This window comes from Sphingopyxis sp. 550A, from assembly GCF_053569535.1.
In genome coordinates this window covers 2,684,173-2,706,891 of sequence record NZ_CM131615.1, presented here as the reverse complement: position 1 = coordinate 2,706,891, position 22,719 = coordinate 2,684,173, and the positions used below count along the sequence as shown (strand labels likewise).

Annotated in this window: 19 protein-coding genes; 7 read left to right on the top strand and 12 right to left on the bottom strand. The window is 66.5% G+C overall.

What is annotated here, in order from left to right; all coding sequences use genetic code 11:
- The first annotated feature begins 903 nt into the window (after positions 1–903).
- From ACVENA_RS13075 to ACVENA_RS13055, 5 genes are all read left to right on the top strand, one after another.
- The gene (locus ACVENA_RS13075) at positions 904–1,170 is read left to right on the top strand and encodes a GlsB/YeaQ/YmgE family stress response membrane protein (RefSeq protein WP_449325717.1); all 267 of its coding nucleotides are present in this window, start codon (positions 904–906) and stop codon (positions 1,168–1,170) included.
- Positions 1,171–1,286: 116 nt separating this feature from the next.
- Positions 1,287–1,559 (top strand): GlsB/YeaQ/YmgE family stress response membrane protein, encoded by a 273-nt coding sequence (locus ACVENA_RS13070; protein WP_257543578.1) that lies wholly within the window; start codon positions 1,287–1,289, stop codon positions 1,557–1,559.
- A 353-nt stretch (positions 1,560–1,912) separates the two neighbouring features.
- On the top strand, positions 1,913–3,091 hold the full coding sequence (locus ACVENA_RS13065; RefSeq protein WP_449328938.1) for an efflux RND transporter periplasmic adaptor subunit: 1,179 nt from the start codon (positions 1,913–1,915) through the stop codon (positions 3,089–3,091).
- A gap of 43 nt (positions 3,092–3,134) precedes the next feature.
- Complete coding sequence (locus tag ACVENA_RS13060) at positions 3,135–6,551, top strand: efflux RND transporter permease subunit (protein WP_449325716.1); 3,417 nt, start codon at positions 3,135–3,137, stop codon at positions 6,549–6,551.
- Between the two features lie 234 nt (positions 6,552–6,785).
- Positions 6,786–8,051, top strand: a complete 1,266-nt coding sequence (locus ACVENA_RS13055) for a DUF445 domain-containing protein (protein WP_449325715.1) — start codon at positions 6,786–6,788, stop codon at positions 8,049–8,051.
- Between the two features lie 28 nt (positions 8,052–8,079).
- On the opposite strand, the gene ACVENA_RS13050 is transcribed toward ACVENA_RS13055, so the two are convergent.
- On the bottom strand, positions 8,080–8,871 hold the full coding sequence (locus tag ACVENA_RS13050) for an SDR family NAD(P)-dependent oxidoreductase (RefSeq protein ID WP_449325714.1): 792 nt from the start codon (positions 8,869–8,871) through the stop codon (positions 8,080–8,082).
- A 47-nt stretch (positions 8,872–8,918) separates the two neighbouring features.
- On the opposite strand from ACVENA_RS13050, the gene pepN reads away from it, so the two are divergent.
- Positions 8,919–11,513 carry an aminopeptidase N gene (gene pepN, locus ACVENA_RS13045; RefSeq protein ID WP_449325713.1) on the top strand — a complete coding sequence of 865 codons (2,595 nt, stop codon included), beginning with the start codon at positions 8,919–8,921 and terminating at the stop codon, positions 11,511–11,513.
- Positions 11,514–11,677: 164 nt separating this feature from the next.
- Here pepN and ACVENA_RS13040 read toward each other — a convergent pair whose 3' ends face one another.
- The 5 genes from ACVENA_RS13040 to ACVENA_RS13020 all read right to left on the bottom strand — a co-directional run bounded on the left by ACVENA_RS13040 (position 11,678) and on the right by ACVENA_RS13020 (position 15,739).
- Positions 11,678–11,998 (bottom strand): DMT family transporter, encoded by a 321-nt coding sequence (locus ACVENA_RS13040; protein ID WP_449325712.1) that lies wholly within the window; start codon positions 11,996–11,998, stop codon positions 11,678–11,680.
- Positions 11,999–12,217: 219 nt separating this feature from the next.
- On the bottom strand, positions 12,218–12,814 hold the full coding sequence (locus ACVENA_RS13035; protein ID WP_449325711.1) for an ABC-type transport auxiliary lipoprotein family protein: 597 nt from the start codon (positions 12,812–12,814) through the stop codon (positions 12,218–12,220).
- Between the two features lie 11 nt (positions 12,815–12,825).
- Entirely contained in the window at positions 12,826–13,767 is a 942-nt protein-coding gene (locus tag ACVENA_RS13030; protein ID WP_297665032.1) for an MlaD family protein, read from the bottom strand.
- Complete coding sequence (locus tag ACVENA_RS13025; RefSeq protein WP_257543558.1) at positions 13,767–14,633, bottom strand: ABC transporter ATP-binding protein; 867 nt, start codon at positions 14,631–14,633, stop codon at positions 13,767–13,769. Before ACVENA_RS13025 ends, ACVENA_RS13030 begins: the two co-directional genes overlap by 1 nt.
- Complete coding sequence (locus ACVENA_RS13020; protein ID WP_449325710.1) at positions 14,633–15,739, bottom strand: MlaE family lipid ABC transporter permease subunit; 1,107 nt, start codon at positions 15,737–15,739, stop codon at positions 14,633–14,635. Before ACVENA_RS13020 ends, ACVENA_RS13025 begins: the two co-directional genes overlap by 1 nt.
- Before the next feature lie 89 nt (positions 15,740–15,828).
- Between ACVENA_RS13020 and ACVENA_RS13015 the strand changes: the two genes are divergently transcribed.
- Positions 15,829–16,548, top strand: a complete 720-nt coding sequence (locus ACVENA_RS13015; RefSeq protein ID WP_449325709.1) for an HAD family hydrolase — start codon at positions 15,829–15,831, stop codon at positions 16,546–16,548.
- 155 nt (positions 16,549–16,703) lie between these two features.
- On the opposite strand, the gene ACVENA_RS13010 is transcribed toward ACVENA_RS13015, so the two are convergent.
- From ACVENA_RS13010 to lgt, 6 genes are all read right to left on the bottom strand, one after another.
- Positions 16,704–17,996, bottom strand: coding sequence for a cystathionine gamma-synthase family protein (locus ACVENA_RS13010; protein ID WP_449325708.1), 1,293 nt, complete (start codon positions 17,994–17,996; stop codon positions 16,704–16,706).
- 82 nt (positions 17,997–18,078) lie between these two features.
- Entirely contained in the window at positions 18,079–19,362 is a 1,284-nt protein-coding gene (locus ACVENA_RS13005; RefSeq protein ID WP_449325707.1) for an MFS transporter, read from the bottom strand.
- 131 nt (positions 19,363–19,493) lie between these two features.
- Entirely contained in the window at positions 19,494–20,255 is a 762-nt protein-coding gene (pgeF, locus tag ACVENA_RS13000) for a peptidoglycan editing factor PgeF (RefSeq protein WP_449325706.1), read from the bottom strand.
- On the bottom strand, positions 20,252–20,770 hold the full coding sequence (locus ACVENA_RS12995) for a GNAT family N-acetyltransferase (RefSeq protein WP_449325705.1): 519 nt from the start codon (positions 20,768–20,770) through the stop codon (positions 20,252–20,254). Before ACVENA_RS12995 ends, pgeF begins: the two co-directional genes overlap by 4 nt.
- Positions 20,767–21,831: a class I SAM-dependent methyltransferase gene (locus ACVENA_RS12990; protein ID WP_449325704.1), complete on the bottom strand. Its 1,065-nt coding sequence runs from the start codon at positions 21,829–21,831 to the stop codon at positions 20,767–20,769. Before ACVENA_RS12990 ends, ACVENA_RS12995 begins: the two co-directional genes overlap by 4 nt.
- Positions 21,824–22,645 (bottom strand): prolipoprotein diacylglyceryl transferase, encoded by an 822-nt coding sequence (gene lgt, locus ACVENA_RS12985; RefSeq protein WP_449328937.1) that lies wholly within the window; start codon positions 22,643–22,645, stop codon positions 21,824–21,826. Before lgt ends, ACVENA_RS12990 begins: the two co-directional genes overlap by 8 nt.
- Positions 22,646–22,719: the final 74 nt, after the last annotated feature.

The following is a 22,719-nucleotide window of genomic DNA, read 5'->3' as shown; positions in this document are numbered from 1 at the left end:
TCCAAAAATGCTGCGGTGCTGTTACAAAAATGCTGCAGCGAATCCGCTTGTTGCTAATGCCGGACTTATCCACAAGCGCGGAAGGTTTGCGGGGCTTTTGCGCGCTTTTTCTGTTGGCGGTTCGGCTGGTTCGTGACAGCTTCCAATCATCGGACGACAGAGACGCCGGATCGCCGAAACCCAAAGGGTGGTTGCAAGACCAGCCGGACGGAAACGGGCAGAACCGACGAGGACATCGACCGGTACCCGGTCACGGAACGCAGCGATTCCCACGAGTTGAGGCGGACCCGATCGGACAGGAAATGCAGTCCATCGCTTCGGAAGAGCGACTGCTTCGGCAGAGGCTCGGACAAGATGATGAAGGGCTTTCCAGGTGAGGCCGGCCCCCGAAAGGGGGCCGACCGAACCATCGCCGGATCGGTTCGGTACCGGTTGCGACGCCTCGGTGCGATCGCTGGTCGAAAGACGAGCGGAGCGCCCTGACGCGGAGCGCGGTGCGGGAACGAAAACGGATAGTGGGGGTTGGCAGCGATGCCGGCCCCCATTTCGCATGCGCCTCGCGCGGGGGCCGTCTTTCGTCGAGCGCGTCGACACGGGCCCGTTCCGCTTCGCTTGCAAATCCGCTTCGCTGGCAAAGACGATGCCGATCATCGGGTTCCGGTATCCGTTCGCGAGATCTCTTCTTCGAATGTCGTCCGCCTGTGACGGCGATCACATCGCGGTCGGCGACGGTCGCCTATCGGCGTCGTTGCGACCCGGAGCAGTTCCCCGACCGGAACTGATCCCCCTGTCCCGGCCGCGCCCTTCGGGGAGGCGGCCGGGAACCTTTCTGCCCATTCTCGCATTATCCGTCCATCACCGAGCGGCGGGCGCATCTCCGGCCGACTCGCGAGAGGGAGGGTCATGAGCGGACTCATCGTCACCCTGATCGTCGGCGGTGCCATCGGCTGGCTCGCGAGCATCGTCATGCGCACCGACGCGCAACAGGGCATTTTCCTCAACATCGTCATCGGTGTCGGCGGCGCGTTCCTCGGCAGTTTTCTGGGCGGTCTCTTCGACAGTGGAGCCAGCCTCGCGAGCTTCGACACGATCGGATTGCTCTGGGCCTTCGTCGGGGCGCTCGTGCTGCTTGCCGCCATCAATCTTGTCCGGCGCGGCCGCGTTCGTTGAGCGCGCCGATGCCCGCCGCGCGCGCGCCGCCATTTCGCTAGGCGATTGCAGATATTTAGGTTAGCATCGACCCGCCTGTTCCATCAGGCACCATAATGATCGTAGGGGGTCAGAACATGATTGATTTCATTATCGCACTCGTCATGGGCGGCATCATCGGCTGGCTCGCCAGCATCGTGATGCGCACCGATGCCCAGCAAGGCATCTTCCTCAACATCATCGTCGGCTGTATCGGTTCGATCCTCGGCCGGGTGCTGCTCGGCGGTTTCCTCGGCGGCGGCCATTTACGCGGCGATGCGTTCGACTGGCGAACGCTGGTGACCGCCTTCATCGGCGCGATCATCCTGCTCGCCGTCATCAACCTGTTCCGGCGCGGCCGGGTGCGCTGACGCAAGGCGCGCTCTGACCAAAGCTGGTGTCCCGATCCGGTCCGGATCGGAACCGGCTGAAATGGGGGCGGTCGACCCGGGTCGGCCGCCCCCATTGCCATCGACACAAACACTGGAAATCATGAGCCGGCCTCCTTATTGCGCTGTTCCCTGAGGGGGCGGGGCGCCGCTCCTTGGGGGGACGGAGAAGCGGCAATCTTTGGCCTCTTGCACGCGGTGATTTAATAGGATAACACACCTTCAGAGGATATCCTGCCCCCGCGGGCCGGGCGCTTTGCCGACGGCGACGCGCGACCGGCGGCCGCGGGCGGCGGAGGGGACGTGGCGTGAACTACGAACGGAAAGTGGATTCGATGGACAGCCTGGCGGGGACGCAAAGCTATTACGAAGAGGCGGACAACCGCCGCAAGCGGACGCGGCTGATCATCGGCGTCGTGCTCATCGCGCTCGCGCTCGCTGCGACCTGGTTCGCCTTTTCGAGCGCGAAGGGCGGCGGTGCGGCATCGGCGGACGGTGCCGGGGGAGCCGGCGCGCAGACCATCCCCAATGTGACGGTCCTGGTTCCGGGCCGCGTGCCGGTGGTTGCGGCGATCTCGGTCAACGGCACGATCGCGGCGCGGCGCGAGATGCCGGTCGGCATCGCGGGCGAAGGGGGGCAGGTGGTTCGCGTGCTCGTCGAGCCCGGCCAGTGGGTCGGCGCCGGACAGACGCTCGCCGTCATTGACCGGTCGGTGCAGGCGCAGCAGGCAGCGAGCCTTGCCGCCTCGATCAAGGTCGCGCAGGCCGATGCCGATATCGCGCAGTCGGAGCTCGACCGCGCGCAGGCGCTGGTCGGCCGCGGCTTCATCTCGAAGGCCGATCTCGACCGCAAGCGCGCGACCCGCGATTCGGCGAATGCGCGCGTCCGCGTCGCGCAGGCGCAATATCAGGAGGCGGTTGCGCGCAACGGCCGGCTCAACATCGTCGCGCCCGCGGCGGGGCTGGTGCTGACGCGCCAGGTCGAACCGGGGCAGGTTGTCGGGGCGGGCAGCGGCGTCCTGTTCCGCATGGCGAAAGGCGGCGAGATGGAAATGCTGGCGCAGCTTGCCGAGGCCGATCTTCAACGCGTCAAGGTCGGCACCCGCGCGACGGTGACCCCCGTCGGCACCGCGCTGAAGATCGCGGGTCAGGTGTGGCAGGTCTCGCCGATCGTCAACATGGACACGCGGCAGGGCACGGTGCGCATTGCGGTTCCCTATAGCAGCGCGCTGCGCCCCGGCGGCTTTGCCGATGCGCGGCTGGTGGCGGGCACCGAACAGGCACCGCTGCTTCCCGAAAGCGCGGTGCAAAGCGGCCCCGAAGGCAATTTCGTGCTGATCGTCGACGACAGGAATCAGATCCAGCGCCGCCCGGTCAAGGTCGGCACGGTCACCGACGGCGGCGTGTCGATCGCCTCGGGCCTGGCCGGCACCGAAAAGGTCGTCGTGCTGGCGGGCGCCTTCCTCAACCCCGGCGACAAGGTCAAGCCGGTGGTCCAGAAATCGTCGCAATAACATCGATCGCGTCCGGACAGCGCGCGCAAAAGGCGTTTGAATCATGAGCTTTCGCAACATTTCCGCCTGGTGCATCCGCAATCCGGTGCCGCCGGTCGTGCTGTTCGTCCTGCTGCTGCTCGCGGGCATCGTCAGCTTCAACCGGATGGACGTGAACCAACAGCCCGACGTCGAATTCCCGGCGGTGCAGGTGGTCGTCATACAGCCGGGCGCGGCACCGTCCGAGCTCGAGACGCAGGTGACCCAGCGCGTCGAAGCCGCGATCCGTAGTGTCAGCGGCGTCGATGAAATGTCGTCCTATGTCGGTGAGGGCAACAGCCGCACCTTCGTCCAGTTCGCAATCGGAACGCCGATCGATCGCGCCTACAACGACGTCAATCAGGCGGTTCAGCAGATCCGCAGCGACCTGCCCGACGGCATTCTCGAACCGCAGGTCGCGCGCGTCGACGTCGCGGGCGGGCCGATCACCTATTTCGCGGTCGAGGCGACCGACATGACGCTCGAACAGCTTAGCTGGTTCGTCGACAATACGGTCGCCAAGGAACTGCTCTCGATCCCCGGCATGGCGAAGGTCAGTCGGTCGGGCGGCGTCGATCGCGAAATCCGCGTCGTCCTCGATCCCGCGCGGATGCAAAGCTATGGCCTGACCGCCAGCCAGGTGAACCAGCAGCTTCGCCAGGTGAACGTCAACGCCGCCGGCGGCCGCACCGAAATCGCAGGGGCCGAACAGGCGATCCGCGTGCTCGGCAACGCTGCGAACGCCTTTCAACTCGGCGAAACACGGATCTCGATCGGCAACGGGCGGACGATTCGGCTGACCGATGTCGCCAAGGTGACCGACGGCTATGCCGAGCAGCGCAATCTCGCCAAGATTCGCGGCAAGCAGGTGCTGGCCTTCTCGATCGAAAAGGCGAAGGGCGCGTCGGATGTCACCGTCCACGACGAAGCGGTCAAGAAACTCGCGGAGATCAAGAAGAACAACCCGAAGGTCAGTTTCAACACGCTCTTCACGCGCACCGAAGACACGAAGGAGCAATATCGCACTTCGATGGCGGCGATGATCGAGGGCGCGGTGCTGGCCGTCGTCGTCGTCTTCCTGTTCCTGCGCGACTGGCGCGCGACGCTGATCAGCGCGCTGGCGATCCCGCTGTCGGCGATCCCGACTTTCTGGTTCATGGATCTGATGGGCTTTTCGCTGAACGGCCTGTCTTTGCTGGCGCTCAGTCTGGTCGCGGGGGTGCTCGTCGACGATGCGATCGTCGAGATCGAGAATATCGTCCGACATATGCGCATGGGCAAGACCGCCTATCAGGCGGCGATCGACGCCGCCGACGAGATCGGTCTCGCGGTCGTCGCGACGACGATGTCGATCGTCTCGGTCTTTCTGCCGGTTGCGTTGATGCCCGGTGTTTCGGGCCAGTTCTTCATCCAGTTCGGCCTGACCGTCGTCTTCGCGGTGCTGGTCAGCCTGGCGGTCGCGCGCATGATCACGCCGATGATCGCCGCCTATTTCCTGTCGGCGCAGGGCGAGGCCGAGCATGCCGGGGGGCCATGGGTCGACCGCTATGAGCGCATCCTCGCCTGGACGCTCGATCATTCGAAGCATCGCGCGGTGCGCGCGCGTTATGAGGAGGTGCCGACGCGGCTCGCCTTTCTGTCCGTGCCGCTGGCGGCGGCGGCGCTCGCGGGGCTTGCAATGGTGATAAGCTATTACCAGCCGGTTCCCGTCGGCCAGGACGGCCCCAATCCGGCGCTGCATTTCCTGCTGAAAACGCCGCTGACGATTGTCATGACCTATCTGGTCGTCGGGTTGCTCCAGATCGTCGTGGGCGGTGTCGCTTACGCGATGGGGATGCGCCGGTGGGCCTTTACCCGCTGGGCCGCCTTCATGACGCGGCGCGCCCGGGCGCGGCTTTCCGACCATCGGGTGTGGATCGTCGGCATCGGCTTCGCCGCCTTCGTGATGAGCATCGTCCTGTTCGCGACGCTGCCGCAGCAGTTCCAGCCGACGACGAACGGCGATTTCAGTCAGGTGAAATATGAGCTGCCGCCGGGATCGACGCTGGCGCAGAGCGAGCATATCGCCCGCCAGATCGGGCAAATCCTCGACAATAATCCGGTGGTCGAAAAGGCCTTTTACGATGTCGAGGTGGGCGGCGGTAACGCCTTCATCACGCTCAAGAAACACCGCGACGTCAGCAGCGTCGATTGGGAACGCGGGTTGCAGCCCAAGCTGACCGCCATTCCCGACGCGCGCGTGACTTTCCAGAGCCAGTCGGGCGGCTTTTCGGGCCGTGACATCACGATGGTGATCGGCGGCGACGACCCGGCGCTGCTCGAAAAGCACGCGCTCAAGATCGTGGCGGAGATGAGCAAACTCAAGGAAATCCGCTCGCCGCGCATCGAGGGTGACATTCCGCGGCCCGAGATCATCGTCAATCCGCGCATGGACCTGGCCGCCGAACTGGGCGTCACCACGGCGGCGCTCAGCCAGACGATCCGCATCGCGACGCTCGGCGATATCGACCAGAATGTGGCCAAATTCTCGCTCTCCGATCGCCAGATCCCGATTCGCGTGCTGCTCTCCGAAGATTCGCGCCGCAGCCTCGCGACGATCGAGAACCTGCCCGTGCCGACGTCGAGCGGCACCACCGTGCCGCTCAAATCGGTGGCCGAAATCGGCTTCGGTGCCGGCCCGACCGAACTGCGCCGCTATAACCAGACGCGGCGCATCGTGATCGGCGCCGACCTTGCCCCCGGTCTCGTCACCGGCCAGGCGCAGGCGAAGATCGATGCGCTGCCCGCGGTGAAGAACATGCCGCAGGGGGTGCGCAAGATCCTGCAGGGTGAGGCGAAGATGCAGCAGGAACTCACCATCAACTTCACCATCGCGGTGGTATCGGGGCTGCTGCTCGTCTTCTCGACGCTGGTGCTGCTCTATCGCCGTTTCCTGTCGCCGCTGGTCAATATGTCGTCGCTGCTGCTGGCACCGCTCGGCGGCCTGCTCGGCCTGCTGATCACCGGCATGGAAATCTCCATGCCCGTCTATATCGGCTTGCTGATGCTGCTCGGGATCGTCGCGAAGAACTCGATCCTGCTGGTCGATTTCGCGATCGAGGAGATGGACAAGGGCATCGGCAAGACCGAGGCCCTGCTCGATGCGGGCCGCAAGCGCGCGCAGCCGATCGTGATGACCACGGTCGCGATGGTCGCGGGCATGGTGCCGACTGCGCTGTCGCTGTCGGGCGACGGCGCGTGGCGCGCGCCGATGGGCGTCGTCGTGATCGGCGGCCTGACGCTGTCGACGCTGCTCACCCTGCTGATCGTTCCGGCGGGCTTCAGCCTCGCCGACAGCATCGAAAAGCGCCTTGGCCGCTTCTTCTCCAGCAATCTCCTGACCTACCGGAAGGGCGACGACACGAAGCCGCACGCCGCGCCGGCGCCGCACGCGGCGGAGTGAGGGAAGGCCGGAACCGTCATGGTTCATGCCGAGCCGCGTGAAACCTGAACGATCCGATTCCCCGAGCGAAGCCGTGGGGCTCGTTCGAGCGAAGCGAGAACCCGCACCGTCGCAGCCTCGACTGCGCTCGGCATGGCCCCTCAGCTTCGCTCGGGGAATCGGTGTTTCTGGAATACACGGTTCAACGGAGCCGCGCCGGTTGCAACCTTCGGCGCGTTTCGCCATTTGATGAAGATGACCGACCGCGCTTCTCCCCGGCCGATTGGCGTCGCCGTTCCGACCGGTGGGCTCAATATCCGCGTCGTCGCGACCGGGCTGCTGATCGTGATGGCGGCGATTTTCGTCGCCGCCAAATATTATCAGGACGTCCATCCCGCGGTCGGCTTCGTGCGCGCCTTTGCCGAGGCGGCGATGGTCGGCGGCCTCGCCGACTGGTTTGCGGTGACCGCCCTGTTCCGCCACCCGATGGGACTGCCGATCCCGCACACCGCGATCGTGCCGCGCAACAAGAATCGCATCGGCGACACGCTCGCGCGCTTCCTGCTCACCAATTTCCTGCTGCCGCGGCTGATCGCGCGCAAGATGCAGACGCTCGACGTGGCGGGGGCGGTCGGCAAATTCCTGGCGCAGCCCGCCGAGGGCGGCGGGCGGCTCAAACTCGGTGCCTCGCGGATCATCGCCGATGCGCTGGGCGCGCTCGACCAGCAACGGTTGGGCGGCATGGTCAAGTCGGCGATCGCCGACCGCCTGCGCGAACTCGACGTCGCGCCGCTGCTCGGCCAGGCGATGCAGGCGGCGCTCGCCGAGGGACGGCACCAGCCCCTGCTCGACGCGATGGTCAAATGGGGGTCGAAGACGCTCGAACTTAACGAGCATCTGATCCACCAGATGGTCCACGACAACAGCAATGCGATCGTGCGTTTCACGGGGCTCGACGAAAGCATCTCGAACCGCATCGTCGCGGGGCTGTCGAAGCTGCTCGCCGAAATGGCGGCGGATGAGACGCATCCGCTGCGCCTCCGCGTCGAGGAAGGCCTCGCCAAGATGGCGCTCGACCTCCAGCACGATCCCGAGGTCAAGGCCAAGGTCGCGCACGTCCGCGACGAACTGCTCGAAAACAAGGCGGTCAAGCGCTGGCTCGACGGCCTGTGGGAACAGGGACGCAGCGCGCTGCTCAAGGCGGCGCGTGATCCCGAAACGATGCTCGCGGGGCGTATCGGCGAGCTTGTCACCCAGTTCGGCGCGATGCTCGGCGAGGATGAGGCGATCAAGCGCACCCTCAACCGCTACGCGCGCCGCGCGGTCGTCGGCATGGTCGACAGCTATGGCGAGACGGCGCTGAAGCTGGTGTCGGACACGATCCGCGGCTGGGATGCCAAGACGATCACCGACCGGCTGGAAAATGCGGTCGGCGACGACCTGCAATATATCCGTATCAACGGCACATTGGTCGGCGGGCTGGTGGGGGTGGCGATCCACGCGGTGGATATCTGGATCTGACCGTCGCCCCCGCCTTTGGGGGACGAGGCTACAAGCAGGCGGCTAATCCCTCGCGCCACGTCGGATATTTCGGCGCCCACCCTAGCAATCGCTTCGCCTTGCCGTTCGCGACGCGCCGGTTCTCGGCATAGAAAGCGCGCGCGGCAGGCGACAGACCCGCATCGTCCAGCGACTGGAGCGGTGGCGCCGGCGCGCCGAGCATCGCGCATCCCCATTCGACGAGCCGGTTCTGATGGCACGGTTCGTCGTCGGCGAGATTATATATCCCCGCCGGTCCCGCGAACGAGGCGATGACGCCACTCGCGATGTCGTCGACATGGATGCGGCTGAACACTTGGCCGGGTAGGTCGATTCGGTGCGCGCGGCCTTCGCCGATGCGGTCGAGGATCGAGCGGCCGGGGCCGTAGATGCCGGGAAGGCGGAACAGGCGCGCATCGCCACGCAGCGCGGCCCACGCGGCATCGGCGGCGTTGCGGTCGGCGCGGCGGCCCCTGACCGGCGCGCTTTCGTCGACCCACGCCCCGCCGGTGTCGCCATAGACTCCGGTCGAGGACAGATAGCCGACCCAGGTCGCGGGCGCGACGGCGATCGCCTCTCGATAGCGCGCGAGCACCGGATCGGCGCCATCGGCGGGCGGCACCGACGACAGGATATGCGTCGCCGAGCGCAGCACGCCGAGCACCGCGGCCTCGTCCGCAAAGGCCGGGCTGCCCGTGCGGCCATCGCGCGTGGTGCCCACGACCTCCCAGCCGCGCGCGCTGAGCCGGTCGGCGAGGTGCCCCGCCGCATAACCCATTCCGAAAATCAGCATCTTCGCCATCGCAGCGCTTATTGCGCGCTTGGCGCCCCGCGCCTAGACCTTCGCGCATGACCGACGCTTCTTCCTCTCCCGCCGTTCCCGTCACCATCCATCGCGGCGACTATCGCCCGCCCGAATGGCAGATCCCCGACATCGCGCTCGATTTCGCGCTCGGCATCGACGAAACGCGGGTGAGCAGCGCGCTGTCGGTCGTTCGCCACGCCGATGCGCCGGTGCCGCTGACGCTGCGCGGCGACGGGCTGGCGCCGCAGGATGTTCGCGTCGACGGCGAAAGCTGGAACGGCTGGCGCATGGAAGGGCCCGACCTGATCGTCGACCTGGGTGACCGCGCCGTGGCGACGGTAGAGGTCGACACCGTCATCGACCCGGCGGCGAACAGCCAGCTCATGGGGCTCTATGCCTCGAACGCCATGCTCTGCACCCAGTGCGAGGCCGAGGGATTCCGCCGTATCACCTTCCACCCCGACCGCCCCGACGTATTGAGCCGCTACAAGGTGCGGATGGCGGGCGACAAGATGCGCTTCCCGATCCTGCTCTCGAACGGCAATTGCGTCGCCTCGGGCGAGGGCGATGCTGGTAACCATTGGGCGCTGTGGGAAGACCCGTGGCCGAAGCCTTCCTATCTCTTCGCGCTCGTCGCGGGCGATCTCGTCGTCAATCGTGACCATTTCACCACCCTGTCGGGCCGCAAGGTCGAACTCGGCATCTGGGTGCGCGAAGGCGACGTCGATCGCACCCATCACGCGATGCAGGCGCTTAAGGCCAGCATGGCATGGGACGAGCGCGTCTACGGTCGCGAGTATGACCTCGACCTGTTCAACATCGTCGCGGTCAGCGATTTCAACATGGGGGCGATGGAGAATAAGGGGCTCAATGTCTTCAACACCCGCTATATCCTCGCCGACCCCGACACCGCGACCGATGTCGATTATGACGGGATCGAGGGCGTCGTCGCGCACGAATATTTCCACAACTGGTCGGGCAACCGCGTTACCTGCCGCGACTGGTTTCAGCTCTCGCTGAAGGAAGGCTTCACCGTCTTTCGCGATCAGAGCTTTTCGGCCGACATGGGCTCGCCCGCGGTCAAGCGGATCGAGGATGTCCGGCTGCTCCGCGCCGCGCAATTCCCCGAGGATGCGGGGCCGCTCGCGCACCCGATCCGCCCCGACAGCTATCAGGAGATCTCGAACTTCTATACCGCGACCGTCTACAACAAGGGTGCCGAGATCATCCGCATGATGGCGACGCTGATGGGGTCGGAGCGTTTCCGCAAGGGCACCGACCTCTATTTCGCGCGCCACGACGGCGAGGCCGCGACGTGCGAGGATTTCGTGCGCGCGATGGAGGAGGGCGGGGCCATCGACCTGACCCGGTTCCGCCGCTGGTACGAACAGGCGGGGACGCCGCGGCTGGGACTGGCGCTGGTCGAGGAGAACGGCGACTGGTTCCTCGACGTCGCGCAGGCGGTGCCGCCGACGCCGGGGCAGCCCGACAAGGCGCCGGCGATGATGCCGCTGCGCATCGCCGCCTTCGCGATGGACGGCAGCGGCGCCGCGTTGCCCGACACGCTCGTCACGCTGACCGATGCCGCGCAGCGTATCGCGCTTGGCGCCTTCGCGGCGCGCCCGGCGCTTTCGGTCAATCGCGGTTTCTCGGCGCCCGTGATCGTCGATTTCGAGCGCGCGCCGGGCGAACTCGCCTGGCTCGCGGCGCACGACGACGATCCCTTCGCGCGCTACGAGGCGTTGCAGCAGTTGATGCTCGACACACTCGTCGCGGCGGTATCGGGCGAAAAGGCCGATGCCCAGGCGGGGATCGCTGCGGTCGCGCAGACGCTCGCCGGGCGAGCCGCCGACGCTGCTTTCGTCGCCGAGGCGGTGCTGCTGCCGAGCGAAGCCTTCATCGGCGACCAGATGGTCACTGTCGACCCCGACGCGATCCGGCGCGAACGGCTCGCACTGCAGGCGGTGATCGGCGATGCGCTGGAGAGTGAGTGGCGCGCGATACTCGCCGAGACGGCACCGCCCGCGACCGAACTCACCCCCGCCGCCAAGGGTCGCCGCCGGCTGCGCGGCGTCGCGCTCGCCTATCTTGCCGCGACCGGCCGCGCCGACAGCGCGGCGCTGGCATTCGGCGTCTTCTCGGACGCCGACGGCATGACCGAGCGACAGGCGGCGCTCGCGACGCTGGCGCATGGCGACAGCGACGAACGCGTGGCGGCGCTCGACATCTTCTACCAGCGCTATCGCGACAATCCGCTCGTGCTCGACAAATGGTTCCAGGTGCAGGCCTGGTCGATGCGTCCCGACTCGGTCGCCGCGGTGAAGGCGCTGGCGGAGCATCCCGATTTCACCCTCGCGAACCCCAACCGCGTCCGGTCGCTCTACGGCGCCTTCACCGGCAACCAGGCGGCCTTCCACCAGGCCGACGGTGCAGGCTACCGGCTGATCGCCGACCTCGTCATCGCGCTCGATCCGAAGAATCCGCAGACCGCAGCGAAGATGATCCCGCCGCTCGGCCGCTGGCGCCGCTTTGACGATGCGCGGGCGGCGATGATGCGGGCCGAACTGGAGCGCATCCTGGCGCAGCCGGCCCTGTCGCGCGATACGACTGAGCAGGCTAGCAAGAGCTTGCTGGGGTAAGGGCGGCTTTGGGGTGGGAAGCTGCCTCTCCCCACCTTCGTCATTCCCGCGAAAGCGGGAACCCAGTGTGGGGTTAGCCGACGCACGCTCTGGGTCCCCGCTTTCGCGGGGATGACAAAGTTAGGAAATGCCGGGCGTCCTCAACTGGTCTTTACCGACCTTCATCACCCCGCCGAAAACAGCTTCGTCCCCACCACGCCGACGACGATCAGCGCCATGAAGCCGACCTGCGCGCCGCTCACCTTCTCGCCGAACAGGATGATCCCGCCGATGATGACCCCGACCGCGCCGAGCCCGGTCCAGATCGCATAGGCGGTGCCCGCCGAAATCTCGCGCATCGCCAGCGCGAGCAGCGCCATGTTGACGAAGCTCAGCGTGACGGGAACCGCCGAGGCCTGCCACGTCCCGAGCGTCGCCGCCCATTTGAGGCTGAGCGCCCAGCAGATTTCGGTGAAAACGGCGATAGCGAGGATGATCCATCCCACGAGCATGTCCTTTCGTACAGGCGGGCTCGTGGAGAGAGCGCATGCCGGAAACCCGAAAGAGGCACGCAAGGCGGCGCCCTTAAAGCATGATCGGCGGAAGGGAAAGACTGTCGTGCCCCTGCGAAGGCAGGGGCCCATCTCCCATCGGTTCAAGATCGCGCCGATCGGAGATGGGCTCCCGCCTTCGCGGGAGCGCGCGGCCCTTTTACCAAAAGAAGATCAGCCTCCCAGCCAGTCCGCGACCTCGACTGCGACCTTGTTCGCGGCGGCGGTCAGCGCTTCGCCGACGGGTTTCGCCTCGACCTTGCCAGCGATCGGCTCGCGCGCTTCGAAGCGGCGCTGTGTGACACTCTTGCCGCCGGCCGAGACCAGCATCGCCTGATAGACGACGACCGCCTCGTTCGCGCGCGCGTCGACCCCGAAGTCCATGAGCTGCCCCGCGAGCTGCTCGCCCGGCGCGGTCAGATATTGCCCCTCGTCGAGCACGACGCGCGACGTGCGCGCGGCGACGGTTTCGGAGACGAGCCGCTGGAACAGGCGCTGCGGCGCCTCGACCCATTGCGCGTCCTTGACATAGGCGACGCTGGCGTCGTCCTGCTGCACCGGGATGCGCGGGGTGCGCAGCTTTTGCGGCGCCGTGGGGATCAATATGGTCAGCGTCGCCGCATCGCTCGCGGTGCGCGCGGTCCCGGCGGTCGGCGCTGCGTCGGCGTCGAGCGTCAGCAGAAAGGGCGGGGTCTTGCCGCCGAGCCCGATGCAGCCGGAAAGCGTCACCGCCGCAGTTGCGACAAGCAGGGAAGTGCGGAGCGTTCGCATTGTCGGCATCCTCATTTCTTGTAATCGGGCAGCTTGCTGCCGCCGAGTACCGCGCCGGCGCCCTGCTGGTCGAGCTTGTCGGTCAGGCTCGACAGCGAGGCGGAGGTGCGGCGCAGGTCGCGGATCAGCGCATTGGCTTCGGGAACGGTGGTGTCGCTGAAGGTCTTGAGCCCCGGCCGCGCGTCGGCGATCGCCGCCTCCAGCGTCTTCATCGATTCATTCGCCGATTTCAGCGTATCGCGCAGATTCGCCATCGCCGGGTCGACGTTGCGGTCGATCGTCCCCTGCGCCGAAGCGGCGAGATTGCCGATCTGCTCGGCGGCGTTGCCCGTCTGCTGGATCGCGATGCGCGTGTCGGCGAGCGCCTTTTCGAGCGCCGGGCCGTTGCGCGCGAGAATCGCGGTCGACGCCTCGACATTGTTGAGAATACCCTTGATGCTCGCCTGGTTTTCGTCGTCGACCAGCTCGGCGAGCCGTTCGGACAGCGTCGAGAGGCGCTGCAGGAGCTGCGGCGCAGTGTTCAGCAGCTCGCCGAGCCCGCCGACGCGCGTCGGGATGACGGGCTTGCCCGCCGGCCCCTTGTCGGTGATTGGCGGCGCGCCCTTGACCGCGCCGTCGAGCGAAATCTGCGAGACGCCGGTGAAGCCGACGCCTTCGAGCGCGGCGGTCGTGCCCTGCAGGATCGGCACGCCCTCGTTCACCTCGATCCGCACGCGGACGAACTGGGGGTCGTCGGGCCACAGCGCGATTTCGCGGACCTGCCCGGCGGGGACGCCCGAAAATTGCACCTGCGCCCCCTTGTTGAGGCCGTCGACCGACTGTTTGAAGAAGATGTCGTATGCGCGCTTCGTGCCGCCGCTGTCGTTCGCGAGCCAGACGAAGAACACCGCGAGCGCGGCCATGAAGAAGAGGACGAACGCGCCGACAAGCACATTGTTCGAGCGTGTTTCCATCAGCTTTTCCTATCCTGCCGCTCTGCCGCGATATTGCAGCCAGCGGCCGCCCGGCCGCGCGGGCCGTTGAAATAATCCTGTATCCACGGATGCTCGGTGGCAAGCAGTTCCGGGATGGTGCCGACCGCAATCACCTTCTTCTCCGCCAGCACCGCGACGCGGTCGCAGGTTGCATAGAGCGAGTCGAGATCGTGGGTGATCAGGAAGACGGTGAGCCCCATCGTGTCGGCGAGCTCGCGGATCAGCTCGTCGAATTTGGCGGCGCCGATCGGGTCGAGCCCCGCGGTCGGCTCGTCGAGAAAGAGCAGCGCGGGGTCGAGCGCGAGCGCGCGGGCGAGACCGGCGCGCTTGACCATGCCGCCCGACAGTTCGGCGGGATATTTGGGGCCGGCGTCGGGAGGCAGGCCGACCATCGAGACCTTGTAGGCGGCGATCTCGTCGAGCAATTGCTGGTCGAGCCGCGGATAATATTCGCGCAAGGGAACCTGGATATTCTCGGCCACGCTCAATGTCGAAAACAGCGCGCCGCCCTGGAACATCACCCCCCAGCGGCGGCGGAGGTCGCGCGATTCCTCGGCGTCGGTGATGGTGTCGAGCGTCTTGCCGTAAACTTCGATCTCGCCCGCGGTCGGGGTCTGGAGCCCGACGATCGAGCGCATCAGCACCGACTTGCCGGTCCCCGATCCGCCGACGACGCCCAAAATCTCGCCCGAGCGCACGTCGAGATCGAGCCCGTCGTGGATCACCGCGTCGCCGAACTGGTTGCGCAGCCCGCGGATGCGGATCGCATATTCGAACGTCTCGGGCCGCACCGCTTCCGCGGCCGCAAGCTCTTCCCGAATCTCGGCCTGTATCTCTTCGCTCATCAATTCCATCCCAGCGACGAGAAGAAGACCGCGAAAAAGGCGTCGAGGACGATGACGAGGAAGATTGCGGCGACAACCGCCGAGGTCGTGCGCTTGCCGACTTCCTCGGCATTCTGGCGCACCTGCATCCCCTCATAGCAGCCGGTGACGCCGATCAATATGCCGAACACCGGCGCCTTGATCAGCATGATCCAGAAATCGTGCATCGGGATGATCTCGCGCAGCCGCTGCACATAGGTGAGCGGGGGGATTTCTAGCCCCGCCCAGCAGAAGACGCCGCCGCCGATGATCGCGCAGATGCTGGCATAGAAGCCGAGCAGCGGCATGGTGATCGTCGAGGCGGCGACGCGCGGCAGCACGATCGCCTCCATCGGCGAGACGCCGATCGTGCGCATCGCGTCGATTTCCTCGGTCAGCTTCATCGTGCCGATCTGCGCCGCGAAGGCCGACCCCGATCGCCCCGCGACCATGATCGCGGTCATCAGCAGGCCGAGTTCGCGGATCGAGGCGCGGCCGACGAGGTTGATCGTGAACACCTCCAGCCCGAATTGTTCGAGCTGCACCGCGCCCTGCTGCGCGATGACGATGCCGATCAGGAAACTCATCAGGCCGATGATGGGGAGGGCATCGACGCCGACGGTCTGGAAACGGGTGACGACCGCGTGCCAGCGCAGCCGCCGCCGCGCGCGAATCTGGATGCCCAGCGCGATGATCATCGCGCCGAAGAAATCGATGATACCGACCAATTCGCCCCAGACCGCGAGGCTCGCCGCGCCGACCTGTTCGAGCATCCGCTCGATCGCCGAGCGGCGGTCGCGGTGGACGCGATATTCGCTCTTGTCGTCCTTCAGCGCTTCGAGCAGCCGCTCGGCCTCGGGGCTCGCGCCGGTGACCTTGGCGCCATATTCGTTGACGGTGCGGGTGACGATCCAGGCGCCGACGGTGTCGATCCGTTCGACCTCCGACAGGTCGATCGACGCGACCGGCCCGACCGCGTCCAGCCTTTGCGGAAGGTCACCGAGACGCGCCAGCGTCAGCCGGCCGGTGAAGCGAACCGCGGCCCCGTCGGCGCCGTCGCTGTAATCAAAGTCCGCCCTGGCCACCATCTCGCGGGGGACATTGTCTTATTTGCCCTGGTACGGCAAGCAATTCCCGCCCCTTGGCCGCAGCGGCGCGGCGCCCTATTGTCGGTTCCATGGAAACGCCGTCCGCCCCGTCCGCACCCGATCCCGTTCATCGCGTCGCGATGTACGACATGGACCGGACGATAACGCGATCAGGGACTTACAGCGGGTTCCTGATGCATGTTGCGAGGCGGCGCCAGCCGTGGCGCCTGCTGCTGCTGCCGCTCGTCGGGCTCGCGGGCTCGGGCTATGCGCTACGCCTGATCGACCGGTCGCGGCTGAAAGCGATCAACCTCCGCCTGCTCGTCGGCAAGCGCTTCCGCCGCAGCGAAATCGCGCCGCTCGCCGAAAGCTATGCCGACAAGGTGATCGCGCGCGGGCTGCATGCCGCGGCGCTCGACCAGATCGCCGCCGACCGCGCGGCGGGGTATCGGCTGCTCCTCGCGACCGCGTCCTTCCACCTTTATGTCGATGCGATCGCGCGGCGGCTCGGGATCGACGACGTGCTTGCGACGCGGCTCGACGAGGCCGACGGCGGCGACCATGTCCACGCGCGGCTGGCGGGCGACAATTGCTATGGCGAGGCGAAGTTCGCGCGCATCTCCGACTGGCTCGCCGCGAATGACATCACGCGGGATCAGGCGTATATCCGCGCCTATTCAGACCATGTCTCCGACCATCCGATGCTGCACTTCGCCAACGAAGCGGTCGCAACGACGCCGTCGCGCAAGCTGAAGAAGCTGGCGCCGACGATGGGCTGGCAGGTGGTGGATTGGCGGGGGAGGAGATAGCCGGCGATCAATTCCCGCCATTTGTTCATCCGTCATCCCGGCGAAGGCCGGGATCTCACCCTATCGTAATGACGCACCGGCGAGATCCCGGCCTTCGCCGGGATGACGACAAGAGGAACAATCGCGACCAACCCATTAGATGGACCGCGCCATGCTCAAACCGCGTCCAGCGCCTGCGCGAAATCGGCGATCAGATCGTCGGCATTCTCGATCCCGATCGACACGCGCACCAGATTGTCGGTGATGCCCAGCGCCTTCTTGCGCTCGTCGGGGACCGACAGGTGGGTCATCGCGGCGGGGTGGCTCGCGAGCGTCTCGGTGCCGCCGAGGCTGACCGCCAGCTTCGCGATCTTCAGCGCGTCGAGGAAGCGGAAGCTCTCGGTCTCGCCGCCCTTGATGAACAGCGAAAAGGTCGACCCCGCGCCCGAGCAATGGCGGTCGAAAATATCCTTCTGGCGCGGATCAGCAATGAAGCCGAGATAACCGAGCCCCTCGACCTTCGGATGATCGCGAAGGAAGGTGCAGACCTTCAGCGCATTCTCGCCCGCGCGGCTCATGCGCAGTTCGAGCGTTTCGAGGCTGCGCAGCAGCATCCACGCGGTGTTGGGGTCGCAGATCGTGCCGATCGTGTTACGCATCGGGCGGATGACGTCGATCAGTTTCTGGTCGCCCGACACGCCGCCCGCCACGAGATCGGAATGGCCGCCGGCATATTTGGTGAGGCTGTAGACGACGAGTTCGGCACCCTGCTTCAGCGGCTGCTGCCAGAGCGGGCCGAGGAAGGTGTTGTCGATCGCGATCGCGGGCCTTTGCTCGCCGGGGAACGCTGCGTCGCGCGCCGCGCGCACCGCCTCGACATCGACGAGCGCATTGGTCGGGTTCGCCGGGCTTTCGAGATAGACGAGCGACACCTTGCCACCCTTTTCGTCGGCGAGCGCCTTGGCGCGCGCGAGGATCGCGTCGAGCTCCTCGCGCGATGCCCCGGCGGGGAAATCGACGAAGCTGACCCCGAAGCGCGACAGGATGCGCGCGATCAGCGTTTCGGTCGCGGCGTAGAGTGGCCCCGAATGGACGATCACGTCGTTCTGACCGACGAGTGCGAGGAGCAGCGTGGCGATCGCCGACATGCCGCTCGAAAAGACGAGGCTGTCGTCGGCGCCGTCCCAGACCGCGAGCCGGTCCTCGAGGATTTCCTGGTTCGGCCCGTTGAAGCGCGAATAGACGAGACCGTCGGCGGGTCCCTGTCTTTTGCCGGTGATATGTTCGAAGAAGCGCTTGCCCGCGGCGGCGCTTTCGAAAGCGAAGGTCGAGGTGAGGAAGATCGGCGGCTTCAGCGATCCTTCGGACAGCACGGGATCATAGCCGAGCCCCATCATCAGCGTCGCGGGACTGAGGTCGCGGTCGCCGATTTTCTTGCCGTTCGTCTTGGGGGTGCCGCGCATGGCCATGGGAATGCTCCTGTGAATGATCGGCCACGCTATAACAGCACCGGTTTCGATTGTAACTAAATTGCGCGGGCCAATCTCCCGCTCAATCCTCGGCGATCAGGCTGCGGTCCCTCGTTTCGGGCAGCAGCAAGGTCGCGACGCCTGCCATCGCGATCACCCCCGCAACGTAGAAGTAGAAGAGCCATTCCACCCCCTGACCCTTGAGCCAGAGCGCGACCATCTCGACCGTGCCGCCGAAGATCGCATTGCCGATCGCATAGGGCAGCGCGACGCCGAGCCCGCGAATATGCGCGGGAAACAGTTCGGCCTTCACCAGCGCATTGTTCGCGGTATAGCCGCTCTGCAGGGTCAGCGGCACGAGGATCAGCAGCGTCGCGGTCACCGGCGAGGTGACGGTTTCGAGCGCGAAGAAGGTCGGCGCCGCGACGATCGCGCCGCCGATCCCGAACAGCAGCAGCATCGGCTTGCGTCCGAAGCGGTCGGCGAGCGCGCCGAACACCGGCTGCATCGCCGCGAACCACAGCAGCGCCGCGGCAATGATCCAGGTCGCGGTCTCCTTGTCGAAGCCGACGCTGTTGAACAGGAATTTCTGCATATAGGTGATGTAGGTATAGGCGCCGAGCCCGCCGCCCGCCGACAGCATCCCGACGAGGATGCTTTCGCGCCGATGCTCCTTCCAGAGCAGCTTCGCGGTCGAAACCGGGCGGTCGACCGCCTGATTCTCGAACGACGGCGTTTCGGCGAGGCTGCGCCGCAGCACATAGACGCCGAGCGCCAGCAGCGCGCCGATGACGAAGGGAATGCGCCAGCCCCAGGCGGTCAGTTCGGCCTCGGTCAGAAAGGCCTGCAGCACGATCGCGACGAAGATCGCGCAAAGCTGGCCGCCGATCAGCGTCAGATATTGGAAACTGGCCCAGAAGCCGCGATGCGCGCGCGGCGCCATTTCGGAGAGATAGGTCGCGCTCGCGCCATATTCACCGCCGAGCGACAGCCCCTGCAGGACGCGCGCGGCGATCAGCACCGCGGGGCCGAACAGCCCCGCCTGCGCATAGGTTGGCGCGGCGGCGAGCAGCAGCGAGCCGCCGAACATCAGCGCGACCGACAGCGTCAGCCCCGCCTTGCGCCCGCGCGCGTCGGCGAAACGCCCCATCGCCCATGCGCCGATCGGCCGCATGACGAAGCCGACGGCAAAGATCGTCGCGGTGCTCAAAAGCTGCGCGGTCGGATCTTCCTTTGGAAAGAAGACCGGGGCGAAATAGATGGCGAAGGCGGCATAGGCAAACCAGTCGTACCATTCGACCAGATTGCCCGCCGATCCGCCGATGATCGACAACAGGCGCTTGCGCGGTATCGCCAGAGCTTTCATTCCGTCCCCCAATTCCGTCGGCCTTTACCCGTCATCCCGGCGAAGGCCGGGATCTCACCCGTGCGTCAGAACGATGGGGCGAGATCCCGGCCTTCGCCGGGATGACGGGCGTGGTTTCGGTTTCTGCGGCGTCATGCAAGCCCGATCACCGAAATTTGCCGCCCATAGCCATTCTCTTGCCTGTGGCACGCGCGGCGATAGCTGAAATAATCGGCTTCCTCGGCGTAGGTGTCCTGCCCGCCGATCGCGACGGTGCCGACCCCCGCCGCGGCGAGGCGCGCGGCGACATAGGCGGCGATGTCGAACATCGCGTGCCCCGGCTTGCCCGCCGCGAAGAAACGCTCGTTCGCCGGGTCGTCGGTGACGAAGCGCTGCACGAACCCCTCGTCGACTTCATAGGACGCGCGGCCGATGCACGGGCCGATCGCGGCGACGATATGCGCGCGGGTCGCGCCTAGGCTTTCCATCGCGTCGAGCGTCGCGTCGGTGACCCCGGCGATCGCGCCTTTCCACCCGGCATGGGCGGCGCCGACGACTCCGGCCGCCGCATCGGCGAACAGCACCGGCACGCAATCGGCGGTGAGGATGCCGAGTAGTAGGCCGGGGGTGCGCGTCGCGAAGGCATCGGCCTCGGGCCGCGCGGCCGGATCGCTCGCCGCGTCGACGACGACGCAGCGGTTTCCGTGCACCTGATAGAGGCCCGTGAGCGCCGCGCCAGGCAAGACCGCTTCGGCGGCGCGGCGGCGGTTCTCGGCGATCAGCGCCGGGTCGTCGCCCGATCCGAGCCCGCAGTTGAGCGAGGCGAGGTCGCCGCTCGACACGCCCCCCCGGCGCCCGAAAAAGCCGTGCGGCACGCCCGCAAGCGGCGCGGCGGTGGCAAAGATTGGGGTCACAGGTCGAGTCTCCAGATACGATCCTCGTCGATATGATTGCCGACACGGAACGGATTCCGGCCGATGTCGACGAAGCCATAGCGGCGATAGAAGGCCTGCGCGCGCGGATTTTCGGTAAAGACCGACAGATAGAGGATCGACGCACGCTCCCGCGCCCAGGCGATTCCCCAGTCCATCAGTGCCGCCGCGATTCCGGTGCCCTTGGCCTCGAGTGCGACGTATAGCTGGTGAAGTTCGGTCGCGTCGTCGGTGGGATGCCCCGCGGGGATCGGGAAATCGATCGGGCCGAGCTTGGCAAAGCCGAGGATCGCGCCGTCTTCGCCGCGGACGAGCGCGATGGTCCATTCGGGGTCGGCAATCTGCGCCGTGATGCGGGCGGGCGGATTCCAGTCGGCGAGGAAGGCGGCAAGGTCTGCGGGGTCATAGATATGGCCGAAGGTGTGGACGAAGGACGCCTCGGCGAAGCGCGACAGTTCCGCGGCCTCTTCGGCGTTCGCAAGCTGGATGGTGGTCATGCGGGGTCTCCGGCAAATCCTGCCGGCTGCGGCCAGCCGGGGGCGGTGCAGGCGATCAGCTTGAACAAATCGCCCATCGCATCGGCTTCGACGAGCCGGTCGCGTTGGCCCTTGAGGTCGTCGGCGCGCTCGGGTGCGGCCGCCGCCAATGTTTTTAGCCGGGCGTCGATGCCCAGCCGGCGCAGCCAGTCGCCCTGCGTCGCAAGATCGGTGACCGTGACGCCCGCGGGCCGCGCTGCCTCGGCGAGCGCGGCGAAATCGACATGCGCGGTCAGGTCGGTCTCGCCGGGATCGGCGAAGGGGTCGGCGAAGCGATGCGCCCGCACCGCCTGCAACGTGTCGCCTGCGGCGGGACCGGCATGACCATAGTCGATTGCCAGCATCGCGCCGCCCTGGCGCGCGAGACGGAAGGCGCAGCGCTGGATGATCGCGGCTGCGACCGGGGCGGTCTCGACGATCGTGCCGTCGGGTTGGTCGCGGAGGGCAGGGGGAATGGCCTCGTCGGCTGGAATCGCGCCCGCGATAGGCGTCAGCGCCTCGTCGCGCCGTTCGACCATGCGCTCGCGCCAGCCCTCGGCGGTGCGGACATATTGGTGGATCGGCAGCGCATCGAAAAATTCGTTCGCGATGATGACCAGCGGCGCGTCGCCCGGCAGCGCGTCGATCTCGTCATGATGCTCGGCCTCCGGCAGCCGCGCCGATTGGGCTGCGCGCAGGACCGGGCTCGTCTCGACGAGATGGATGCCGAGCGGCGTGCAACCGAAGCGGGAGGCCGCGCGCAGCGCATCGGCGGCGAGCGTGCCGCGGCCGGGGCCGAGCTCGACATAGCGGAACGGCGGGCTCCCGGCGCGGGTCCAGAGGTCGGCGATCCACAGGCCGATCAGTTCGCCGAACATCTGGCTGACCTCGGGCGCGGTGGTGAAATCGCCGGCCGCGCCGAGCGGATCGCGCGTCGCATAATAATGCGCGTTCGCGGCCGCCATATAGTCGGCGATCGTCGTCGGCCGGGCGGCGGCGATATCCTGGATCAGGCGTTCGGGGGTCGGCGGACCGTCACGCAACGCTGTCCGTCCCCGCGATCGGCTCGACGCGCTGGCGGCGTCCCTTCGCGGTTGCGACGAGCCAGACACCGGCGAGGATCATCGGCACCGTCAGCCACTGGCCCATCGACAGGCCGGTCATGTCGACCACCCACTGGCGCTGGACGTCGGGCTCGCGCACGAACTCGACGGTGAAGCGGCTGAGGCCATAGACGATCGCCGCGAGCCCGAACAGGAATCCGGGCTTGTAGCGTGCGTTGGTGCGCCAGAAGAAGAAGGCGAGCACCGCCATCATCACGATCCCTTCGAGCCCGGCTTCGTAAAGCTGGCTCGGGTGGCGCGGTTCGTGGCCGCCGTTCGGAAAGACGATCGCCCAAGGGACATAGGCGACCCGGCCCCACAGCTCGCCGTTGACGAAATTGGCGAGACGGCCGAGGAACAGCCCGATCGGCACGACGCAGGCGATATAGTCGCAAAAGCGCAGGAAGCTGAGCTTTTCCTGGCGCGTCACATACCAGATGGCGATCAGTACCCCGATCACGCCGCCGTGCAGCGACATGCCGCCGTCCCACAGGCGAAAGATATCGAGCGGCTTTTGCGAATAGACCTCGAAATTATAGAAGAGGACATAACCGAGCCGGCCGCCGAGGATGATGCCGAGCATGGCATAGAAGATCATGTCGTCGGCGTGGCGGCGCGCCATCGGGGCGCCGGGCTGCGCGATCAGTTTGAGCAGATACCAATAGCCGAGGAAGATTCCTGCCAGATAGGCGAGCGCATACCAGCGGATCGGCAGGCCGAAGACGCTGAACGCGATCTCGCTATGCTCTCCCATGAATTCCCGGAAGTTAAGATATTGCGTCGCTTCGGCTAAGGTTGCAAAAAGAAACATATAGTCGCGCTGTCCTT